This is a genomic window from Larkinella terrae, from assembly GCF_009668025.1.
Lineage (GTDB): Bacteria > Bacteroidota > Bacteroidia > Cytophagales > Spirosomataceae > Larkinella > Larkinella terrae.
Genome location: NZ_WJXZ01000001.1, coordinates 954,345 through 974,195 on the forward strand (window position 1 = coordinate 954,345; position 19,851 = coordinate 974,195).

Annotated in this window: 10 protein-coding genes; all 10 read right to left on the reverse strand. The window is 55.0% G+C overall.

The genetic code is table 11. The annotated features are described in order from the left end of the window. Positions 1-74: 74 nt before the first annotated feature. The 10 genes from GJJ30_RS03835 to GJJ30_RS03880 all read right to left on the reverse strand — a co-directional run bounded on the left by GJJ30_RS03835 (position 75) and on the right by GJJ30_RS03880 (position 19,840). Positions 75-4,085, reverse strand: a complete 4,011-nt coding sequence (locus tag GJJ30_RS03835) for a fibronectin type III domain-containing protein (protein WP_154173295.1) — start codon at positions 4,083-4,085, stop codon at positions 75-77. A gap of 341 nt (positions 4,086-4,426) precedes the next feature. Continuing rightward, entirely contained in the window at positions 4,427-5,701 is a 1,275-nt protein-coding gene (locus GJJ30_RS03840) for an SGNH/GDSL hydrolase family protein (RefSeq protein WP_154173297.1), read from the reverse strand. 30 nt (positions 5,702-5,731) lie between these two features. Further along, positions 5,732-7,687 carry a hypothetical protein gene (locus GJJ30_RS03845; protein ID WP_154173299.1) on the reverse strand — a complete coding sequence of 652 codons (1,956 nt, stop codon included), beginning with the start codon at positions 7,685-7,687 and terminating at the stop codon, positions 5,732-5,734. Positions 7,688-7,697: 10 nt separating this feature from the next. Continuing rightward, positions 7,698-9,104 carry a RagB/SusD family nutrient uptake outer membrane protein gene (locus GJJ30_RS03850; RefSeq protein ID WP_154173301.1) on the reverse strand — a complete coding sequence of 469 codons (1,407 nt, stop codon included), beginning with the start codon at positions 9,102-9,104 and terminating at the stop codon, positions 7,698-7,700. Positions 9,105-9,124: 20 nt separating this feature from the next. Continuing rightward, positions 9,125-12,253 (reverse strand): SusC/RagA family TonB-linked outer membrane protein, encoded by a 3,129-nt coding sequence (locus GJJ30_RS03855; RefSeq protein WP_154173303.1) that lies wholly within the window; start codon positions 12,251-12,253, stop codon positions 9,125-9,127. Positions 12,254-12,510: 257 nt separating this feature from the next. Further along, on the reverse strand, positions 12,511-14,139 hold the full coding sequence (locus GJJ30_RS03860; protein ID WP_170299116.1) for a RagB/SusD family nutrient uptake outer membrane protein: 1,629 nt from the start codon (positions 14,137-14,139) through the stop codon (positions 12,511-12,513). 11 nt (positions 14,140-14,150) lie between these two features. Then, complete coding sequence (locus GJJ30_RS03865; RefSeq protein WP_154173308.1) at positions 14,151-17,345, reverse strand: SusC/RagA family TonB-linked outer membrane protein; 3,195 nt, start codon at positions 17,343-17,345, stop codon at positions 14,151-14,153. 355 nt (positions 17,346-17,700) lie between these two features. Continuing rightward, positions 17,701-18,132 (reverse strand): response regulator, encoded by a 432-nt coding sequence (locus GJJ30_RS03870; RefSeq protein WP_154173310.1) that lies wholly within the window; start codon positions 18,130-18,132, stop codon positions 17,701-17,703. A gap of 14 nt (positions 18,133-18,146) precedes the next feature. Continuing rightward, entirely contained in the window at positions 18,147-19,259 is a 1,113-nt protein-coding gene (locus GJJ30_RS03875) for a sensor histidine kinase (RefSeq protein WP_154173312.1), read from the reverse strand. An 11-nt stretch (positions 19,260-19,270) separates the two neighbouring features. After that, a complete protein-coding gene (locus GJJ30_RS03880) occupies positions 19,271-19,840 on the reverse strand; it encodes a chemotaxis protein CheB (RefSeq protein WP_154173314.1) in 570 nt (189 codons plus the stop codon). Between the last annotated feature and the right edge of the window lie 11 nt (positions 19,841-19,851).

The following is a 19,851-nucleotide window of genomic DNA, read 5'->3' on the forward strand; positions in this document are numbered from 1 at the left end:
CCAAAAGCACCGACTGAGGCAGATATAATAGTTTAGTCACCTATTTTCGCCAATTTACCGCGCTGAAGAAGGCCTTATTTCGGGTAATAAACAGCCTCGGAATCAGCCCGCTGCGTATTCGTTCGGCGGAACGGCTCGCCCGGTTTCGGATTCCAGTGCAGCCAGCTATCCGGGTTTGTGGTCAACGGGTCACTCAGCCGACTTTCACCATTTTTGTTGATGGCCGAAACCGCGTATTCATAAACCAGTTTCCCAGTCAGCGCCGGGTCGTGGAAGGTCGAGTTGGGTCCGGTGTAAACCACCTGAAATTTGCTCGTTCCGGCCAACCGCCGGTACAATTGGTAAGTCGTGCAGCCCAGCACTTGCCCCCAGTTCAAATTTCCGGTGGCTAAATCCGCTTTCAGGCCGTCGGGGAAATGCGGTTTTTGAGCAATGAAATAAACCGGATAGGCCGGTGAGGGCTCACTCTGGTGGTCGCGGTTCAGGGCGATAACGCGGACGTGGGCTTTGGCCAGCGTATCCGGTTTCAAAACCGTAAAAGCGGTTTTGGCGGTTTCGCCCAGCGTCTGCCAGGAATCGCCGTTGTCGCGGCTGATTTCGATGCGATAACCGGCTGCTCCGGCGGAAGGCGTAAAAAACACGGCTGTTTTTCCGTGGTCATTTTCCGACGATTGAATGGCCGAACGCACCGGAACGGGCTGCCCCGCCGTCAGTTGCCAGCTGTGCTGCCCCGCCGGAAACGGAATCGAAAAACCGCCCGCTTTCCATTCCAGCGGCTGTTTTTTTCCGTCGATATACAGCGCAAGGCCCGGCGCAAGGTCACCGTTCCACTGCACCGAAACAGTGGCCGGACGCGGGCTGAAAAACGTTCCATCCACCCAACCCTTCGGTTTGACCGATGCGCTAAGGCCCGCATCCGTATCACTGACCGTAAGCGTCAAGGTGCCGTTGCCAATCCGCTGGCCGTGAAACAGCACCAGTTCCTGCCTCCCATCGGGCTGGACCCGAATGAAGCCCGCCGTTCCTGAAAACCGCCATTGATCTTCCTGAAAATCAACCGGATTGTCGTTTCTGAAAATATAATCCACCTGATTGGCGGGCGTTTTGACCCGGCATCCATAGGCCGTTGGTTCCAAGGCAAACCCTTTTTTGTGCGACACAAAAACCGTAAAATCGCCCAGGCCGTCGAACCAGACGCCTTTCGACTCCGCGCCGGTAACCTGGGTTTTGTTTAATTTGTCCCGCCCGGTTCCGACTCGCACGATTTCCAGCGTCGGCAGGTCTTCGTCGGGGTGCGTGAACCACGAGAACCGCCCGCCGATGTTGTTGTTGTAAACGTCGTCGTAGGTGATAAAATAGTCTTTATCGACCAACATGATGCTCCGGCTCTGGTAGTCGGGCCAGGCATAACTGCTTTTTTCCGAGGACGTAATTTCCGTAAACTGGCCGATGCCGAGGTTGTAGAGCGGTCGGTGCAGCCCGTTCATGCCGATCGACTTGAAATGGCCGTCCTTGAAAACGCCGAAATTGGTCATCAAATCGGTGTCCTGCACCTTGCGGTCGCCAACATCCTCGCGGCCGTTGTGGCTGTACGATTTGCCCCCGGCGTAAAAATAAATACCGCCCGTGCCGCCCTGTGCCGGAACACCCCAGCGGTAATTCGGCCCCTCGTCGATCTGGCTCAGGTGAACGGAAAGCTCCTCCGGCGTATCGACGCCCGCGCGCAGAATGGTCCCGTAACCAGTCAGCTTGATGCTTTTGAAATCCGGTTTTGTTCCCCGGTCATACCGTCCTTTTGGGTACATGACCTGCTGAAAAGCTTCGTGGCTGGCGTAAAACGCTTCCTGATCGTCGTCGGTCGGTTTGGCAACATACCGCAAATGCTCGGCCAAAAGCGGATCGTAATGGTTCAATAAATTCCCGAGCATCCAGAGCGAACTCGGCGCTTTCCGGCGGGCGGCATGGGCGCCCTGCGGAGGATGAATCCGGCGCGGCCCTTCCGGTTTGGTCACGATGCCCCAGAAGTGATAGTCCAGGCTACCGTTCGGATTACGGTAAAAATCCAGCGATTCGCCATTGTACGGAGCGGATAATGCGTTCAGAATCCAGTTGCCGATGGCGCTCACCTGCGGCCCCGCCAGACGGTTTTTGCCCGGCTGTGACTGGTTCAGCAAAAACGACGCCCGGATCGTGGACCGAAAAAAGCCCCAGACGTAGGTGCCCAGGTTTTCCGTCCAGCGACCGCCCTGCGCACCCCAGGTTTTCACCGTGGGGCGGGTGTGGTAATGCGTATTCAAATCCACGTACTTTTCGAACAGATCGGCCCAGTTGGCAGCCTCGGGGTGGTTCGGAAACTGGTAGGCCGTCATGGCCGGAATGCTTTTCACATCGGCCAGAAAGTTGGGATGCCCGCTGAGCATGTACCGCATCGGCATGTATTCCTCGTCGGCGGCCACGTAGGTATGAAACAGGAACATGGCCGTCACGCGGGCTTTCTCGTCCGGGTTCAGGGCGGGGTAAAACCGGTTCAGGGCGTCGATCCATTTCTCGAAAAACTGCCGGGCGGGCACCGGGCCGTAGCCGCTGTTCTGCCGGGTTCCGCTGAAAGGCAACTCCGAGACGTAATAATTGCCCAGGAAATCCCGAATAAAATCCGCCCTGGTGTTGAGTTTGCCTTCCTGGAACAAAACCGGGGCTGCGGGCAGCGAGTCCGGGTAGGTCAGCTGCCAGTTTTTGATTTTGTCGAGGTGAATCGTGCCGTAGCGGTTTTGCAGAAACGCGTTGTACGAAAGCTGCGAAATTTCGGCCTTGTAGGTAAAGCCGAACGGGTGTTGCTGAGGCTGATTTTTCGTTTCCAGCTCGTTCATGTACGCAATGTCCTGCTGATGCGGATAGCAACTCAAGGCAACCGACCGACTGCCTTCCGAAACCGGAAATTCCCAGGAAAGCAGCTTATTGCGGTAGAAAAACCGGATGTTCAGGATGCGGGATGAGTGCCAGATGCTGTAATCGCTGTCGTTCCAGCCGCTCAGATCGTTGGCAAAAACGCCGACCGACTGCCCGGTTTTTTCGTCCCAGAACAGCGTGGACGTTACGGTTCGTTCGGCCGGCCAGGGTTCAAACATCCCGATTTCGAACGGGATTTTTCCGACTTCGCCGTCGGGCATGATGCCGTGGTGGTAATTCAGTTTCGTCTGGTCGATGGTTTCCCAGTTGAATCGCCCAAAACCGGGGCTGGCACTGTAGGTTTGCTGCTGCGGGCTGGCTCCGGCCGTCGTGACGGTGCCGGGTCGGCCAAAGGGATGGTTCGGTGCCTGCCGATGCGTGGGCTGAAACTGGGTCCAGTCGAGCCGCCAGTGCACGTTGTCTTCCGGTTGGAGGCCGGTCATTTCTTCCCGGATTTCCAGAAAATCGTAGCCCTGAATGCATTTCACCGTTGCTTTGTACGAAGCCCCGCTAGCGAAGCGGTAAGTAATTCGGTACGTTACAAAAAGCGGCCCGGCCGACAGTTGTTCCGTTTCGATTTTCTGCACTTTTTTAGTTTTTGTTACGAGTTCCGATTTTCCCATCGCCGATTTCCCCGCCTGAAAAAGCTGCATCACCGGCCCCGGAACCGGCCCGGAAGCGGGCAAGGAAGCCGGAATCCGAACGCTTAGTTTATCCGTCCGAATCAGAATCGTTTCACCTTCTTTCGTTTCGCTCAGCGAAATTGCCGACGGCGTCGAATTTCCCGGCGTCAATACGAACGTTCGGGTTCCGCCGGATGGCAGGTCACTGAGCACACTGAGGGTGGTCAGCGTTTTTCCGTCCGGCGTTTTCCGAAAGTCCGAAAACTGGAAGGGTACGGTTTTTTCCGATTCTTTTTCGACCAGACTGAAGTCCTTCGCATCGACCGGCTGATCGAACTGAACCGGGTAATTCAGCAGCGTCCGGGGCCACCAGTAAAACGGATGCCGCAACTGGTCTTTCAAGACAAAAACCGCCTGTCCGTTTTCAAAACGAACCGGCGGAGTGGTCGCCAAAGCGGCTGAGAACGGAATCAGAAGCAGACCGACCCATAAGCGGCATTTTAACAGGTACTTCACTTAAAAAAACAGGGTTTAGGAATAAAGGAAATTCATTCAGCTCAAATCATGTATTGCGGACCGTTTGAGAAAAGATGAAAGAATAAATTAGTGATTTTTAACCAATTAGTCGTTTATCTTTTCTCTTTCATCTTGATATAATCTGATAGCTGATCATTCGGTTGATTAAGTGCCACAGGTACGACATATTTGTAGTAACCCTGGCTACTTGAGGCCTATCGCGTGCCTTCAGGTACGCAATTGGCAGTGCCCGTTGCGTACCTGAAGGCACGCGTGATTTTATACTTACACTTTTCTACAAACATTTGACCGCTAAGCGGTCGATATTCTCTTCGCCCGGATTACTTCACCAGCTCTCCGACCAGCAACACCGAATTGACAAACCAGCCAAAACCGGCGTAATCGTCCGGGTTGGTGATGGTAATATTCTTTTTCTTCATGATTTCGGCTTTGTCGAACGGTTTTCCGCTCACCCGAAACGTCGCTTCGTGTTCGCCCTCGGACAGGTCTTTCAGGAAAAATGTGTTCTTCCGGTAGTTGTTGCACCACTGATCGAACCGGTACACGTCAACGGGCGGTTTGCCATCTACGATCACTTCGACAATTCCGGTTTTGGGACCGATTACGTCGTAAACGCCGAACGTATTTCCTCTGAATTTCACCGTAAACGACGCATCCGGCGGATTTGCCCCGGCCAGTTCGGGCATAAATTTGTCGAATTTCTGGCGCAACTCGTTCGTCGCGGGCAGAATCTCCCATGAACCACTCCGGCGTAGCTTCGACAACGGAATCAACTGGGCCGACTCCCAATTGTCCTTTTCCAGCGCCGGGGGCAGCGCGTGCGGTTTTTGCCCCACTTTGTCCTCCAGCTTTTTCATGAAATTGATGACCGAATGGGCGTAAATCGGATGCCCGGACAGCGGGAGCGGATGGGTTTTATCCTGCGTAAAAACTACCTTGCCGAGATGATCAACCGGGTTACCGGTAAACACCAGTTTGCCCGCTTCCAGCAACCGGATCACTTCCACACCCAGGTGAAGCGACGGAATCCGGTAGTGGTCGGCCACCTGTTCCATCGCCACCGCCGAGTGCTGGTACCGGCCTTTGCGCAGCGTTTCCACCACGTTTTCGGCAATGGTATACACGAAACAGATATCCGCCGACGGATATTTTTTCCAGGTTTTCCGGACAATTCCCTCGATGGTTTTTCGGATTTCTGCCTCCGTTCGCCCGTAATCGTTGACCGCAAATTCGACAAACACCAGATCGGGCTGGTGGCTCAGTACGTCCTGCTCCATTCGGAAAACGCCCAGGTCCGAACCGGTGCCGCCGATGGTCGCGTCGATTTGCCGGAACGGAGTCAGCGGATAATTGGCGCGAAACCAGTTGAAAGTCAGGTCCCGCCAGCCGTCTTTGGCTTCGGTGATGCTGCCGCCGATGTAGGCAATCCGCACGTCCTGCCCCGACTGGATTTTGCGGAAAAAGTTCGGCAAACCACCCCGCTCGTGGGATTCGACCAACGCGTTCGTGCCATTCCGGGTCGGATGACCGGAAACCGGCCCGGAATAGCACGAACAAAGCCAGATGAGCAGGAAGAGAAATCGGTTGGCGGTCATGAAATTGCTACGGTTTTAGGGTCAGTACACTTATTTGGCCGGGCGCGGGATGGTGCCTTGCGGATTCCTTTTCACCACGGGCAGGCTGGCGGTCCAGTCGACCTGAATCGTTGACGGTCCGGTTTGAATGGCCAGTAAACGGTTGTCCATCCGGATAACCGGGCTTTCGATCATCGGCCACTGGTCCGCAGACTTTTCCGGTTTGCCATTGACCCAGATCAACGGCACTGAGCGGGCCAGTCCGTCGGCGTCCACCGGCAAACCCGGTTGGTATTGCATCCGAATTTTAGCGCCTTTTGAGTTCTGATAAGTGAGAACCATCGTGTTCCAGTCGACCGAAACCGGGTTGCGGGGCAATTGGCTCACAAATTTTTGGAAACTACCGAAATCGGCTTCCGTTCCCACTTCAAAAATAAAACCGGTTTTTGGCCCTTCGCTTTTGACGACGTTGAATCCTTCCAGCCCCTTTTCGGTCAGGTTGGTGTGGAGAACGTACGGTTTCAGTGGTTTGATGCCGATGTACGTTTTCCCTTCCCGGAGGAAAAGCCAGCCGCCCGTTTCAACTTTTTCGTCGACGGATTTCGGATACCGCAACGCGCCCCAGTTCAGCAGGTTATTGGCGTGGCCGTCGCGCCAGGCCCATTTTTCCTTGCTGGGCTGGTTGGGCCAGGGGTCTTTCTGCGGAATGTCGAACAGCATGATTGCGGTATTCTGTTCCTGCGCGGTCTGCTGAAAAGGCGAAACCGTGCCTTTGTGCCAGGTGTCGGGCGTGCGGTCCGGGTGGTCGCCGTCGCTGTACCAGTACGGGTGGAAGCAATTCAGGTAATTGAACCGGTCGGTGCTGCTCCAGACGATGTTGAACCCGTTGGCATCGTGGTCGGCGTAATCGCCCCCCGGCACCCAACGGAAATTGCCGCTGCCAATCGCGTATTGCTGCGTCCGGTACCCATTCCGCAACATCATGTGCGGCCGGGCCCGCTCCCCGGCGTAGGGGCCAAAGGTCGAAGCCGATGATTTCAGCGCAAAAGGGGCGGTTTTTCCTTCCGCCAGCCCGAAAAAAACCGCATCCGGAATGACGTTGGAAAGCGCGGTGTAAATGGCGTAGCTGGTTTCCCAGTAATTCGTAAAATCCTGAATTTTAACGGATTCGGTGTTTGGCCCCCAGCCCCAGTACAGCCAGTTCTGGTAGAGCGTGCCGGTTACGTACGGGTCTTTGGGCTGGTAATCTTCCTGGGTATTCATCCGGCCATAAGGGGCCAGCGTGCGGCCTTCAAAATTATTCAGGGCCTGCAACGACCATTTGTAGAGCAGATACGCTTCGGCGATGGCTTTCATCTCCGGGTCCTGCGCAAACTCCTGCAAAATCGCCACCGGGAAATTCATCGTAATCTCGTAGGTCGTTGAGAGGTATTCCGTGTAGCCTTTGGCGTAGACGTTTTTAAAGGTTTTGCGCAGCCGCTCCTTCATCTCGGCCATCAGTTGGGCGCTGGTCATGCCGTTGGCCCACTTCGCGTCCGGAAAATACTGCCCGAACAGGTAGGCACTGGTCCACATCATGGTGGCGTGGTTTTCGGTACCGTGGCCCAGAAATCCTTCCCCGTCTTTTTTATCTTCTTTGGCCAGCCGTTCGGCATCTTTCTGAATTACCGCAACCTGTTCCGACGTAAAACAATGCCGAAACCGCCCCAGGGCCAGCGCAACGCCCGGAAAATCGAACATCGTTTGCTGCGGATGGTGCAGGATGTTGGTGATGTAGTTGATCGCGACGGTGTCTTTCGGGTTGTTCCAGAGCCGGGCGCAGGCTTTGGGCAGGTTGTGTTTGCCCCGCGTGCTGCTATCCGCCACCAGGCGGGCATCGTGCAGGCCTTTTAGCAGCCATTGCCGACGGTTTTCGAACGTAGATAGATCCTGCGCCGGGAGCATTCCCGAAACCAGTACACCAAAAACCGCTAAAAACCACCCTGTTTTCGTCTGTTTACCTTTCATAGAAAACGGATCAGTAGCCCGGATTTTGTTTCAACACACCCTGCATTTTGTCGATTTCCGTCTGCGGCAGCGGAAACAGCAGCCAGTTCTCGTTCGCGTTCAGGCCAATGGCTTTCAGGGCCTCAACGGCGGTGCCGGTCCGGACCAGATCGAACCAGCGGACGCATTCAAACATCAGTTCACTGCGCCGTTCTTTCTGCATCGCCACCCGGAAACTGGCCAGATCCGGCACCTGAGCGGGCGTCAGGTCTTTCAAACCGGCCCGTTTCCGCACCTGATTCAACAACGCGAGCGACTCGGTGTTTACTTTTCCGTCTACTTCCGACAACACTTCCGCATGTAGCAGCAGCACATCCGTGTACCGCTGGACAGGAAAATCCATGCCCGATTCGGTCGAAGCGCGGTCGTAACCGTAATCGAACTTGGTGTTGTTCAGTGCTTCAATCCTGGTTCCTTCCAGCGTGGTGAATTCCTTCGCGATGTTGAAATCCCGGCGGAGGTCGCCCGTTTCGTAGGATTCGTACACACCCTTTTCAAACACCGGATTGCCGCCGTAAGCCGGGTTAAACTGCCGCTGGTACTGCGTGCTTTCGCCAATCCCGCCGATTTTAAACTTCGCCCCCAGAATCACCTCCTTGCCGCGCTCGTTTTCCAGCGAAAAAATCTCCGCGTACGTCGGCGCAAAGGCATACTGACCGCTTTTGATGACACTTTCCAGCAGCGGTTTGGCGTCGGCCCAGTGGTTTTCCTTCAGCGGAACACCGCTCATGGTGATGTAGGCCCGGGCCAGTTCCACTTCGGCGGCCTGTTTCGAAATCCGGCCGTTCTGAGCCGCTGTGAGGGTCGCGGGCAACGCTCCGATGGCCGCCGTCAGGTCCTTCGTAATCTGGCCGTACACCTCCTTGATCGGCGAACGTCCGATTAGCAGGGCCTCGCTGGTGGAAACTTCTTTCAGCACCAGCGGTACATCCCCGAAAATCCGGACGAGGGCGAAATACCCGTACGCCCGAAAAAACTGCGCTTCCCCTTTGATCCGGTTCCTGACGGCTTCATCCATCGAAACGGCGTCGATGCGTTCCAGAATGAGGTTCGAATACGTAATCATCTGGTACATCGTGTTCCACATCGTGGAGGTCGTGTTCGACTGAAACGTGTTGTTACTGATCTCGGCGTACGAATACATGATGTGGGTGTAGGTGTCGGCCCGAAACTCGTTGTACTCGGTCCACATCGTCGAGTGAACGCCCTGAAAGACGTTGTAAACACCCACAATCGCCGTCTCGAAATCCTTCTGGCTTTTGTAGAAGGAGTTGAGGTTAGCCGACGAAATCGGATTCAGGTCGATAAAGTCTTCTTTGCAGGCCGTCTGGCTCAAACTTAGCGCGGCCGCAACCAGTAAAATCGAATATTTTTTCATGATGCTGGACGGTTTAGGAATCAAAACGTGACGTTCAAACCCAGAATGAAGGTGCGGGCGAGGGGGTAGGAGCCATAGTCGCCACCGGGCGCCAGCGGGTTACCGCTCCGGGTGTTGACTTCCGGATTGTAGCCCACATCGTATTTGTCGACGGTCAGCAGGTTTTCGCCGGTCGCATACAGCCGGATACGGCCCGCTTTGATTTTCCGGGATACGGTTTTGGGTACGTTGTAGCCCAGCGAAACGTTCTTAATCCGCCAGAAACCGCCATCGTACAAATGCCGTGTGGTGTATTGCGAACTGGCGCCTGTCACCAGTTCCGAGGCCGCCGGGGTGGTACCGTCGCCCGGTTTTTCCGGTGATTGCCAGCGGTTTACCCAGTTTTGGTAGTGATTTTTCTGGCTATCCGACGGCCCGTTGAATTCCCGCCCGATGTCGTTGAAAATCTTGTTGCCCCCCAGGCCGTAGATCAGCACGCTCAGATCAAACCCGGCGTAGGAAAACCGGTTGGTAATCCCGAAATAGTATTTGGGCTGATTCTGGCCCACAATTGTCCGGTCGTCGATGTTGATTTTGCCGTCGCCGTTCACGTCCTTAATCCGCACATCGCCGGGCTGCGAACCCGCCCAACTGGGGCTGGCGGCAATTTCTTCCTTCGTGTTCCAGATGCCTTCCTGCACCAGCATGTAATATGCGCCGATCGGCTGGCCGACCTGCGTGATGTTCACCTGCCCCCACCAGTCTCCGCCGATGATTGGCGCGTTGCCCGGACCCAGTTGCAGTACCCGGTTTTTGTTGAACGACAGGTTCAGGTTGGTATTCCACTGAAATTTGCCGACGAGGTTTTTGGTGGCTACCTCAAATTCCCAGCCCTTGTTTTCGACCCGGCCCAGGTTGCGCAACTCCGAACTAAAACCGGTAACGGTCGGCACCGGCACGTTCAGCAGCAGGTCTTTCGTCTGGTTGTTGTAATAATCGATGGACGCATAAATCCGGTTTTGCCACACGCCCACATCCAGCCCGATATCGGTGCTCGTGGTGGTTTCCCAACTCAGGTTGCGGTTCGAGATCGAGTTCGGGTACATGCCCACCGTCACGGCCTCGTCCGTTCCGAACAGATACGCCGACTGGCCCAGTAAACCGACCGCGCCGTAATTGGGAATGTTGTTATTGCCGGTCGTTCCCCGGCTGGCCCGCAGCTTCAGATCGCTCAAAACCGGTACGGATTTCATAAAAGCCTCTTCCGAAATCCGCCAGCCGATGGAAGCCGCCGGAAACCAGCCCCATTTGTTGTCGGCTCCAAACCGCGAACTGCCGTCGCGCCGTAAACTCGCGCTGATCAGGTACTTGTTGTCGAAGGCGTAGTTGACCCGCCCCAGGTACGACAGCAACGACCATTCACTTTCGTTGGTGTTGCCCTGGGTGATTTTGCCAGCGGCATTGAGGGTCGGTACCAGGTCGTTGGCAAAGTTTTCCCCCCGCAGATAGCCCGACTGGTCGTTCTGCCGTTGCGACGTAAAACCGGCCAGCGCCGTGATGCTGTGCTTGGTGTTAATGGTCGTCGCGTAATTCAGGATGTTCTCATTCAACCAGTTTAAGCTGACGGTATTCCAGCTTTCGCCGATCGGGGCGCGGGTGCGGGAGATGATCTGGTTCTCAAACCGGTCGCGCTTGGTGCTGATGTAGTTGGCGCCAAAACTCGTTTTGAAACTGAGCCCTTTCGCCAGTTTGACGGTTGCAAATACGTTGGCCAGCATCTGGCCCCGGGTTTCTTTGTCGATCAGATTTTCGACGCGCGAAACGACGTTGGCTCCTCCATCCCAGGACACGGAATAATCCGTGTATTCCGGCGATTCGCCCCAGATACCGGTGCGGATTGGCAGGAACGGATTCGCGTACAGAATGGTGTGCAAAACGCCCCCTTTGCCTTCCGTATCGCGGTCGTTGCTGACGGAGTAAGAGGGCGTCAGGTTCAGGCCAACATTCAGATAGTCATTGACATCCACCGAGACATTCGTCCGGAAAGAATACCGGGTATAATCGGTATTTTTCACGATCCCATCCTGCTTGAAATAATCGGCCGAAACGAGGTATTTCGCTTTCGCACTGCCGCCGGATGCCGTAATCTGGAAGTCCTGCATGGGGGCTGTGCGGTAGGGCCATTTCTGGTGATTGTAGTACGGCACGTTCGCCGGATTGGTTTTCCAGACCGGATCGTACTGGTAATTGCGGGGCCGGGTGGCCATCGGCGCGTTCGGATCACCGCCGGTTTTGACCCAGGCGCGGTCGCGGCCATCCACCAGCATCGACAGCCATTCCGTGGTGTTCATCATCGGAATCAGGCGCTCGACGTTCTGAATCCCGGCATAGGCTTTCACGTCCAGTTTCAGATCCCCGGCCTTGCCCTGTTTAGTCGTGATGATGACGACGCCGTTGGAGCCCCGCGACCCGTAAATCGAAGCCGAAGCGGCATCTTTCAACACCTCAATGGATTCGATGTCGCTCAGGTTCATGTTCGCGAAAGTGGTCGCATCGATCGGAAAACCGTCTACGACGTACAGCGGATTGGCCCCCGCCGAAATCGAGCCGATGCCCCGCACCTTAATTTCGGCGGCTTTGCCCGGCCGACCACTCGGCTGTTGCACCTGCACCCCGGCCAGTTGCCCCTGCAACGCCTGATCGACGCGCGCAACGGGCCGCACCTGCAAGTCTTCCCCACCCACTTTGGCAATGGCGCTGGTGACGTCGCTTTTGCGCTGCGTGCCGTAGCCCACCACCACCACTTCCTCCAATGATTTGGTATCGGTGAGCAGACTGACATTGATGGTGGATTTGCCGCCCACGGGCACTTCCTGATTGATAAAGCCGATGTAGGAAAATACCAGCGTGCTGCCGGCACCGGGTACCGAAAGCACGTAATTGCCCTCGGCATCCGTCACGGTTCCATTGGTGGTTCCTTTGACGATGACCGTGACGCCGGGCAACGATTTGCCGTCGCTCTGGGAGGAAACCGTCCCTTTGACGGGATTGGTAACCTGCGCGTGAACGGATTGGAAAACCGCCAGAACGGTTGCGAAAAGGAGCATGATTCGACGGACACCGACCTGGTCGGTGAGCAGTCGATGAAGGTGGTACAGCGTTGTGTTCATGGTCGGGAATCGGGTTCAGGAATAATTGGGAATGCTTTACTCAAATATCACTCAACCGCGAAAAAATAGCAGTCAAGGTAGTCCCAAATGCATGTCCAAATGTTGCAAGCCCCCAACGACCGTGAAATCGGGCGGATTTAGGCGGATCGGTCCGGGGAAGAATGCGCTCCTGCCCGTTCACCGGTGCAACCCGGAAGACCGGCTGGCAGGGATAAAAATGAGGGGCTTCAGGAAATCTGAAGCCCCTGCCGTTCAGGCTATTTATAGTTCGGGTTTAGGTTTGCTTCTTCCGCCGGAATGCGCCATTTCCAGTTGGTGTAGGGAGCGTCCATTGCAGAAATCGTCGTGCGATCGGCGGCTGGAATCGGCATCCGGGTACTCATCATAAAGTCGAGCGTCCAGCCTTCGCCCGACATTTCGCGCAGGTACTCCGCCAGAATTGCGTCGTGATTCACGTTTGCGGTTGTGTAGCGGTTCAGGCCGGTCGGATTCGCCCGGTTCCAGACTTTGTTGAGGTCAGCAACCGCTCCGGCAGAATCCCCGGCTTTCCAGCGGAGCCAGGCCCGGCTCAGGTACAAATCCGCCAGCCGAATGGTCGGAAATTTCGTATACCGACCGTCGCCCGGTCCACCCCGGAAATACTTGTCGACGTAAATCTGCGGTTTGTTGACGGCCGCGTGGGCGCTCAGCGTCTCGTACAGCAACGGGTCGCCCGTCGGGTTGTAGGCCAGCAGCGGGTAGTAGAGTTGCTGAAACCGCAAATCGCTTTTGGCCGCGTCGGTTACCGTGTAATCGCCCCGTGTCGCGTCCTTCATCCAACCCATTTTGTCCAGCGCCCAGTAACTCATCGTGAACTGGTTCCAACTGCTTTTGACCATATCTTTGCCGCGTCCACCGTTGTCGGCATCCCGGAAGTTGAGCGAAATGATCATGCCGTAATACATGTAATTGGACGCGCCCCCGATGGCCGGATCGCCCGTGTTGTGTTCCCAGACCGCTTCTTTCGGTATGGTTTTGACCACGTTTTTATTGAACGCTTCCAGCGGAGCTTCGAGCGCAAAGCGGTTTTCTTTTTCGGCGGCATCGAGCACAATGGTCAGTTCCTGCTGGGCTTTCGTGTAATCACCTTTCAGGAATAGAACCTTTCCCAGCAAAGCTGCCGCCGTGTACTGGGTCGCCCGGCCCACTTCGTAAGTCGGCAGCATGGTCGCGGAATTGAACGCTTTCGGCAGTTTGGCTTTAGCGGTTTCCAGATCGAAAATGATCAGGTTGTAGATTTCTTCGGTCGAACCCAGTTTTTCGGCAAAAACCGCTTCTTTCGAGGTCGGAACCGTCGTTTTGAACGGAATGTACGCGCCCGAGTTGTTTCCGCCCGGGTTGTAGGGTGGCGCAAATATTTTGATCAGATTCCAGTAGGCATACGCCCGCAGGAAGTAATATTCGCCGAGCTGCCGGACGTAATTGTCCTTGTAATCGGTGCCGTCCGTCTTCAGCGTGAACGGATTGCCAGCCTTTTCCCTGTCCAGTTCAATCGCCATGTTGCAGAGCGTAATGGCCTGATAAGCAAACTTCCATAGCTCGTTGTTGTGGCTGACATTCTGGTCGAACTGCCAGAAATACATTTCGTTCCAGGCCACACTGGTGGAAGTCTGGGGCAAGAGCTGGGCCGCGCCCGAGCTGGCAAAATCGCGCATCTGGTTCACGCCCTGAAAACCGTTGCTGTAGGTGAGCGCAAAATACGCCGACGACAAGCCCTGGTCGAAGGTCGTGGTGTTGACCCACTGCGTTTCCTGCGGGCGTTTCAGTTCGAAAAACTCATCCTGCTTGCAGGCGTGGGAACTGACAAGGAGAATCGCTGCAAAAATATAAACGAGTGATTTTTTCATGACCGGTGACATTAAAAGTTGGTGGACAATCCGAAGTTCAGGGAGCGCGGAATCGGCAGATCGTCGTTACTCTCGGGATCCAATCCCCGGAATTTAGTGAACGTCAGCAGGTTGGTGCCACCAATGTAAAACCGGGTGCTCTGCAAACCCGCCTTTTTCGCCAGGGTGTTGGGCAGCGTATAGCCCAACTGCACGTTCCGCAGTTTGACGTAACTGGCTTTTTCCAGAAAGAAGGTCGTGAAATCGGTGTTAAAGTTGGAGCCCGCGCTCGACGGCTCGCCGTTGTTGTCGTACGGATACCGGCTGCCCCAGCGCAACTGCGGGAACTGGGCCACGTCACCCGGTTTTTCCCAGCTTTTGCCGACCACAGCTTTCGCAATCTGGCCCGTTCCTTCCTGGTCTTTCGTGCTGCGGCTATAGAGCCAGTTCATCAGGTAATGGCCACCGGCAAAGGCAAACAACACGTTCAGGTCGAAATTCCGGTAGCTGACGCGGTTGGTCATCCCGCCAAAAAACCGGGGCAGCGCCGATTTGCCGTGCTGCACCATCTTGTTGGCATTCACGTTGGCCTGGTTCATCGGAATCAGCTTGCCGGTCGCTTCCGTCACGAATGCCGTATTCCACTGGTCCTTGTTCAGTTCTTCGATCATCGCAATGCCCTTCGCCGGGTCGATCTGCACGAAATTGGCGAGGTACCAGGTGTCCAGCCGTTCGCCTTCTTTCCGGATGGTGCTGGTTCCTTTGCCGCTGTTGGTCGCGACGGTTTCGGCACCTTTGCCTTTTTCGAACTCGTTCAGGCGGATGATTTTGTTGTCGTTGTAGCTGATGTTGAAATCCGTGCTCCAGCGAAAACCGCCTTTGTTCACGTTCACCGTCGAGACGTTAAACTCCCAGCCCCAGTTTTTCAGATCGCCGACGTTTTCCCAGATCTGGTTGTTGGCAAAACCGACCGAAACCGGCACGTTGCCCCGCAGAATCAGGTCCGAAACGCTTTTGGAGTAATACGCCACCGAGCCCGAAATCCGGTCACCGAGGAACCCGAAGTCCAGCCCGACGTCCAGACCGGTGGTGGTTTCCCACTTCAGGGCGGTGCTGCCGATGGGTCCCAGCGTGGTGCCGCCGGGCAAATAACCGCCCCCGTAGCGGTTGCTGGACAAGCCCCAGGTGAGTTGGGTCATTTCGTTGCTCAGGGAGGTGTTGCCGGTCTGGCCGTAGCTGCCCCGCAGTTTGAGCAGGCTCACGCCCGGAATCTTCGCAAACTTTTCGTCGCTGATGATCCAGCCCGCGCCAATGGCCTTGAAAGTCGCCCAGCGGTTGTCTTTGCTCAGCGCCGAGTGGCCGTCGCGCCGGATGCTGGTGTTCAGGATGTACCGTTCGTTGAACTTGTAGTTCACCCGACCGAACATCCCCATCAGATACTGTTCACCGCTCATAAAACCATCGGCGTCCGTGATTTGCAGTGGATTGCGCAGCTCGGGGTAATTGCTGTAAATCTGCGTTCCCGACGCCTGGCGGGTGTAGGAAGAGGTTCGGGTGGCTTCGGCCCCCGCCGTGACGCCGAAGGTGTGTTTGTTGAACGTGCGGTCGTAATTCAGGTAGGTGTTGTAGTTGAAAACCTGCTGCGTAATCGAGCGCTCCGTGGCCTGATTCTGGAAGGGCGCGTCGGCATCCAGAAAAATCGACCGCCAGTTGCTGCTGTTGTTGATCAATAAATCGACGCCCGCTTCGCTGCGCAGACTCAGTCCCGAAACCGGCAGGTTCCAGCGCAAATAGGCATTGGTGATGGTGCGGTATTGGTCGGCGCTGTTGCGAATCAGGTTCCGATCGACCGACGCCAGCCCATTGTAGCCGGAACTCGGCACCCAATAACCGGTTTGCGAATTCGGATCGTAGAGTTTATACCAGGGCAGCATCGCCGGGAGGTTGCCCCAGCCCGCACCGCCTTTCCCTTCGCTGGCCGGAATCCCCAGGTTCTTGACGTACAGGAAGTTGGAGTTGATACCGACTTCCACCGATTTGACGGGCGAAAACGTGAAGTTAAACCGGGTCGTCAGGCGTTTGAAATCGTTGTTGCGCAACAAGCCTTTCTCGTCGCGGTAATTGAGCGAAAACATGATACCGCCGGTCTGGAAGCCCTTCCGGGCCGTAAAACCGGCCTGATGAAACCGGGATTGCTGGGTCATGGCCGCCAGGTGGTCGGTGTTGGTCGCCAGTGCTTCGTCGCGGCTGATGGTCGGTTTTTCGTCCAGAAACACCACATCGGTGATCGATTTGGGTTGCAGCGTCGTGGTGTTGCCCGCGTTGGCCCAGGCTTTGTCGATGAGCTGCCACCAGGTTTTCGAATCGACGTAAATATCGCTTTGCCTGAACGGCAGCTGCGAAACACCCCCGTCGTAATTGACGCTAATGCCGGTCTGGTTGCCTTTGTTGGACTTGGTCGTCACGATAACAACGCCATTCGAGCCCCGGTTTCCGTAAATCGCCGTGGCCGACGCATCTTTCAGCACTTCAATGGATTCAATATCGTTGGGATTCAACATCGCCAGGGGCGACACCGGTTTTACCCCGCCGACGGTCAAATCCAGCGAACCGGTCTGAATCGGAACACCGTCGACAATCCACAACGGGCTGGTATTCAGGTTGATCGAGTTTTTACCACGGATTTTAATTTCCGGGCTGCTGCCGGGGTGACCGCTGGTGTTGCTGATGTACAAACCGCTCGCCATGCCCTGCATGGCTTCGGCTACGGAGGTCGTCGGCACTTTCGTCAGGTCGGCGCTGGAGATTTTGGCGATGGAACCGACGATATCCGCGCGCTTCTGCGTCCCGTAACCAACCACCACCACTTCGTCCAGCGATTTGGTGTCCGCAGCCAGGGTCACATCGATGGCGGTTTTTCCACCGATCGTGATTTCGCGGGAAACAAAACCGATATAGGAAAACACCAGCGTGCTGCTGCGATCCGCGACGGAGAGGGTGTATTTCCCGTTGGCATCCGAAACCGTCCCGTTGGTTGTGCCTTTGACCACCACCGTGACGCCGGGTAGCGCATTGCCGTCACTTTGGGAGGTCACCACGCCGGTTATGACCAAACCGGGGCCTTGTGCCCGCGCAGCCGGAGCGGCAAATACTGCCCAAATCAGGGCATATAAAAAGAGGACGCACAGGTAACCTGCCTGGCGTGAGGAGTAGACATTTTTTCGCATTCAGGTAAAGATTGGAATGGGTTGGCCGAATTTTTTCGTGGCTCAAATATCACTGAGCCACGAAAAAATAGTAGTCCAGAACGTTCCAAATGCATGTCCTAATGTTGCACGCTTCGGTAAATGGTAAAATCGGGAAGTTTTTTTGGCTTATTTCGATTGAAAAATGGCGTTGCTACCGGAAAAGACCGGATAATTGGCGGTCAGTTGAAATTGAAAAGGGTTTCGTTTTTTGAAGAAGGTATCCGAAAATGTTCCGAGACAAGGCAATAAAAAACCGGTAGCAGCATTGCGCCACTACCGGTCAAAGTTTCTTGAAGGAAGGTTGATCTGTTTGTAATTCTTAATAAAGTATCGTTCAATATTCCGCCAGGTGGGGCAGTTCTACGGTTCTGAGCCAGTAGCGAAGCGTCGTTTGCAACTGTTCCTGCCAGTCTTCAAACAAAACCGGTTTGGTATGGAAAGCCCGCGCACCCAGCCAATAGGCCTGACTGATGTCTTCGGGTCGCGACGAACCGGACCACATCACGACCGGAATCTGCTGGAAATTTTCGTTGGCTTTCAATCGTCCGAGGGTTTTCAGGCCATCCAGGACCGGCATAAAAAAGTCAAGCATAATCAGCGAAGGGTATTCTTCCGGGAGAATGGTTTGCAGATGAGCCAGCAAAGCCGCTCCGTGCAAAAACCGGCGGATTTTCAGTGTTGGCTGGATTTCATGAATCGCCCGATCAATGTGAGCAAAATCTTCCTGATCGTCTTCCACAACGTAAAATGTAATGTTATTTTCCATGGCCGTGCGGTTGCTTATTTCATCCACTCGAAATAGAACGTACTTCCTTTTCCGACTTCCGATTCGACCCAGACTTTGCCTCCCTGTTCTTCGACCAGCATTTTCAGGATAAACAGGCCAACACCGGTGCTGCTTTCGGCCTGGGCCACGTTCGAGGTGGTCCGAAACAGCCGGAATATTTCGGCCTGGTCGTCTTCCATAATCCCCGGCCCGTTGTCTTTCACGTAAAATTCGACCATCTGGCCCGTGTCCCGGCAGCCGATTTCAATGAGGCCGTTGGCTTTATCGCTGTATTTGACCGCGTTGCTGATCAGGTTCTGAAAGATCTGATGAAGTTTGATTTTCTTGGTTTTCAGGATGGGCAACACCCCATTAATCTCAATCGAAATGTGTTTAGGCGGAAAAATCAACATCGCAATCTGCTCAACCAGTTCCTGAACATCGACCTCTTCAACGGTTTGCTGCGACACGTTTTTCCGCGAATATTCCAGCAGCGAGTTGATCATGTCGGATAAGTGAAAGGCGGCCGTTTTCGAATGGCCCACGTACTCCTGAATCTCTTCGCGCGGCACGACATCGTCCTCGTTTTTCATTTCGAGCAACGAAAGCGCGGCAATCATCCCCACCAACGGCGACTTCAGGTCGTGGGCCACGATGTAAACAAACTTCTCCAATTGTTTATTGATCTTCTCCAATTGAAGGGCGGTTTGCTTCAGTTCCTGCTGATAATGATACAGTTGCTCAAATACGTTTACCTTGGCTTTGGTCACATTGACATCGAGCGGTTTTTGCAGGTAATCGACCGCTCCTTCGCCAAAGCCCCGCATGATGTACTGCTCTTCCTTGCTGATGGCCGTCACAAAGATGATCGAGATATCCTTGGTTTTGGGGTTTGACTTGAGCAGCCGGGCCACCTCAAAACCGTCCATTTCGGGCATCTGCACGTCGAGCATGATCAGGCCAATCCGGTCGTTTTTCAGGGCATACCGCAACGCTTCATTACCGGAAGTGGCCTTGATGAAAGTTCGCTGGTCGTTGGCCAGCATTTCCTCTAGCACAAGCAAGTTCTCCTCTCGGTCGTCGACCAGCATGATCGTCATATCGGGGGAGTTGTTCGTTGCTACCATTTTGTAAAAAGTTAATCGTTGAGAGTTTGTAGAAAGGATGCTATTTTTTCAGGTGTCATTGCAACTGCACTTTTATTTCGATTCAGAGCGGCCTGCGGCATGGCCGGATACTCGGCGGTGGCCGGGTCCTGCACAATGGCCGTTCCGCCCTGATCAATAACCGACCGCAGGCCGTCGGCCCCGTCCTGGTTCGCCCCGCTCAGTAAAACCGCCACAACCCCGGCGGCATACACCTGCGCAACGCTTTCAAAGGTCACATCGATCGATGGACGACTGTAATGAACCGGTTCGGAATAATCCAGGCTGATCGTATGGTCGGCCTCGATCAGCAGGTGGTAATTCTGCGGAGCCAGGTAAACCCGGTGTCCCTGAATCACTTCCTTGTCGTCCGGTTCTTTAATATAAATTCCCTTGCCTTTGCCCGCCAGAATCACGTCCATGCTGCTCGGTACATTTTTCAGCCGGTGTAAAACGATGAAAACGCTGAATTTGAAATTCAATGGCAAGGCCCGCAACAGTTCCGTTACGACCGGTATACTCCCCGCCGAACCACCAATTACTACCGCCTTGTATCCTGCCATCGTTTCCTGGT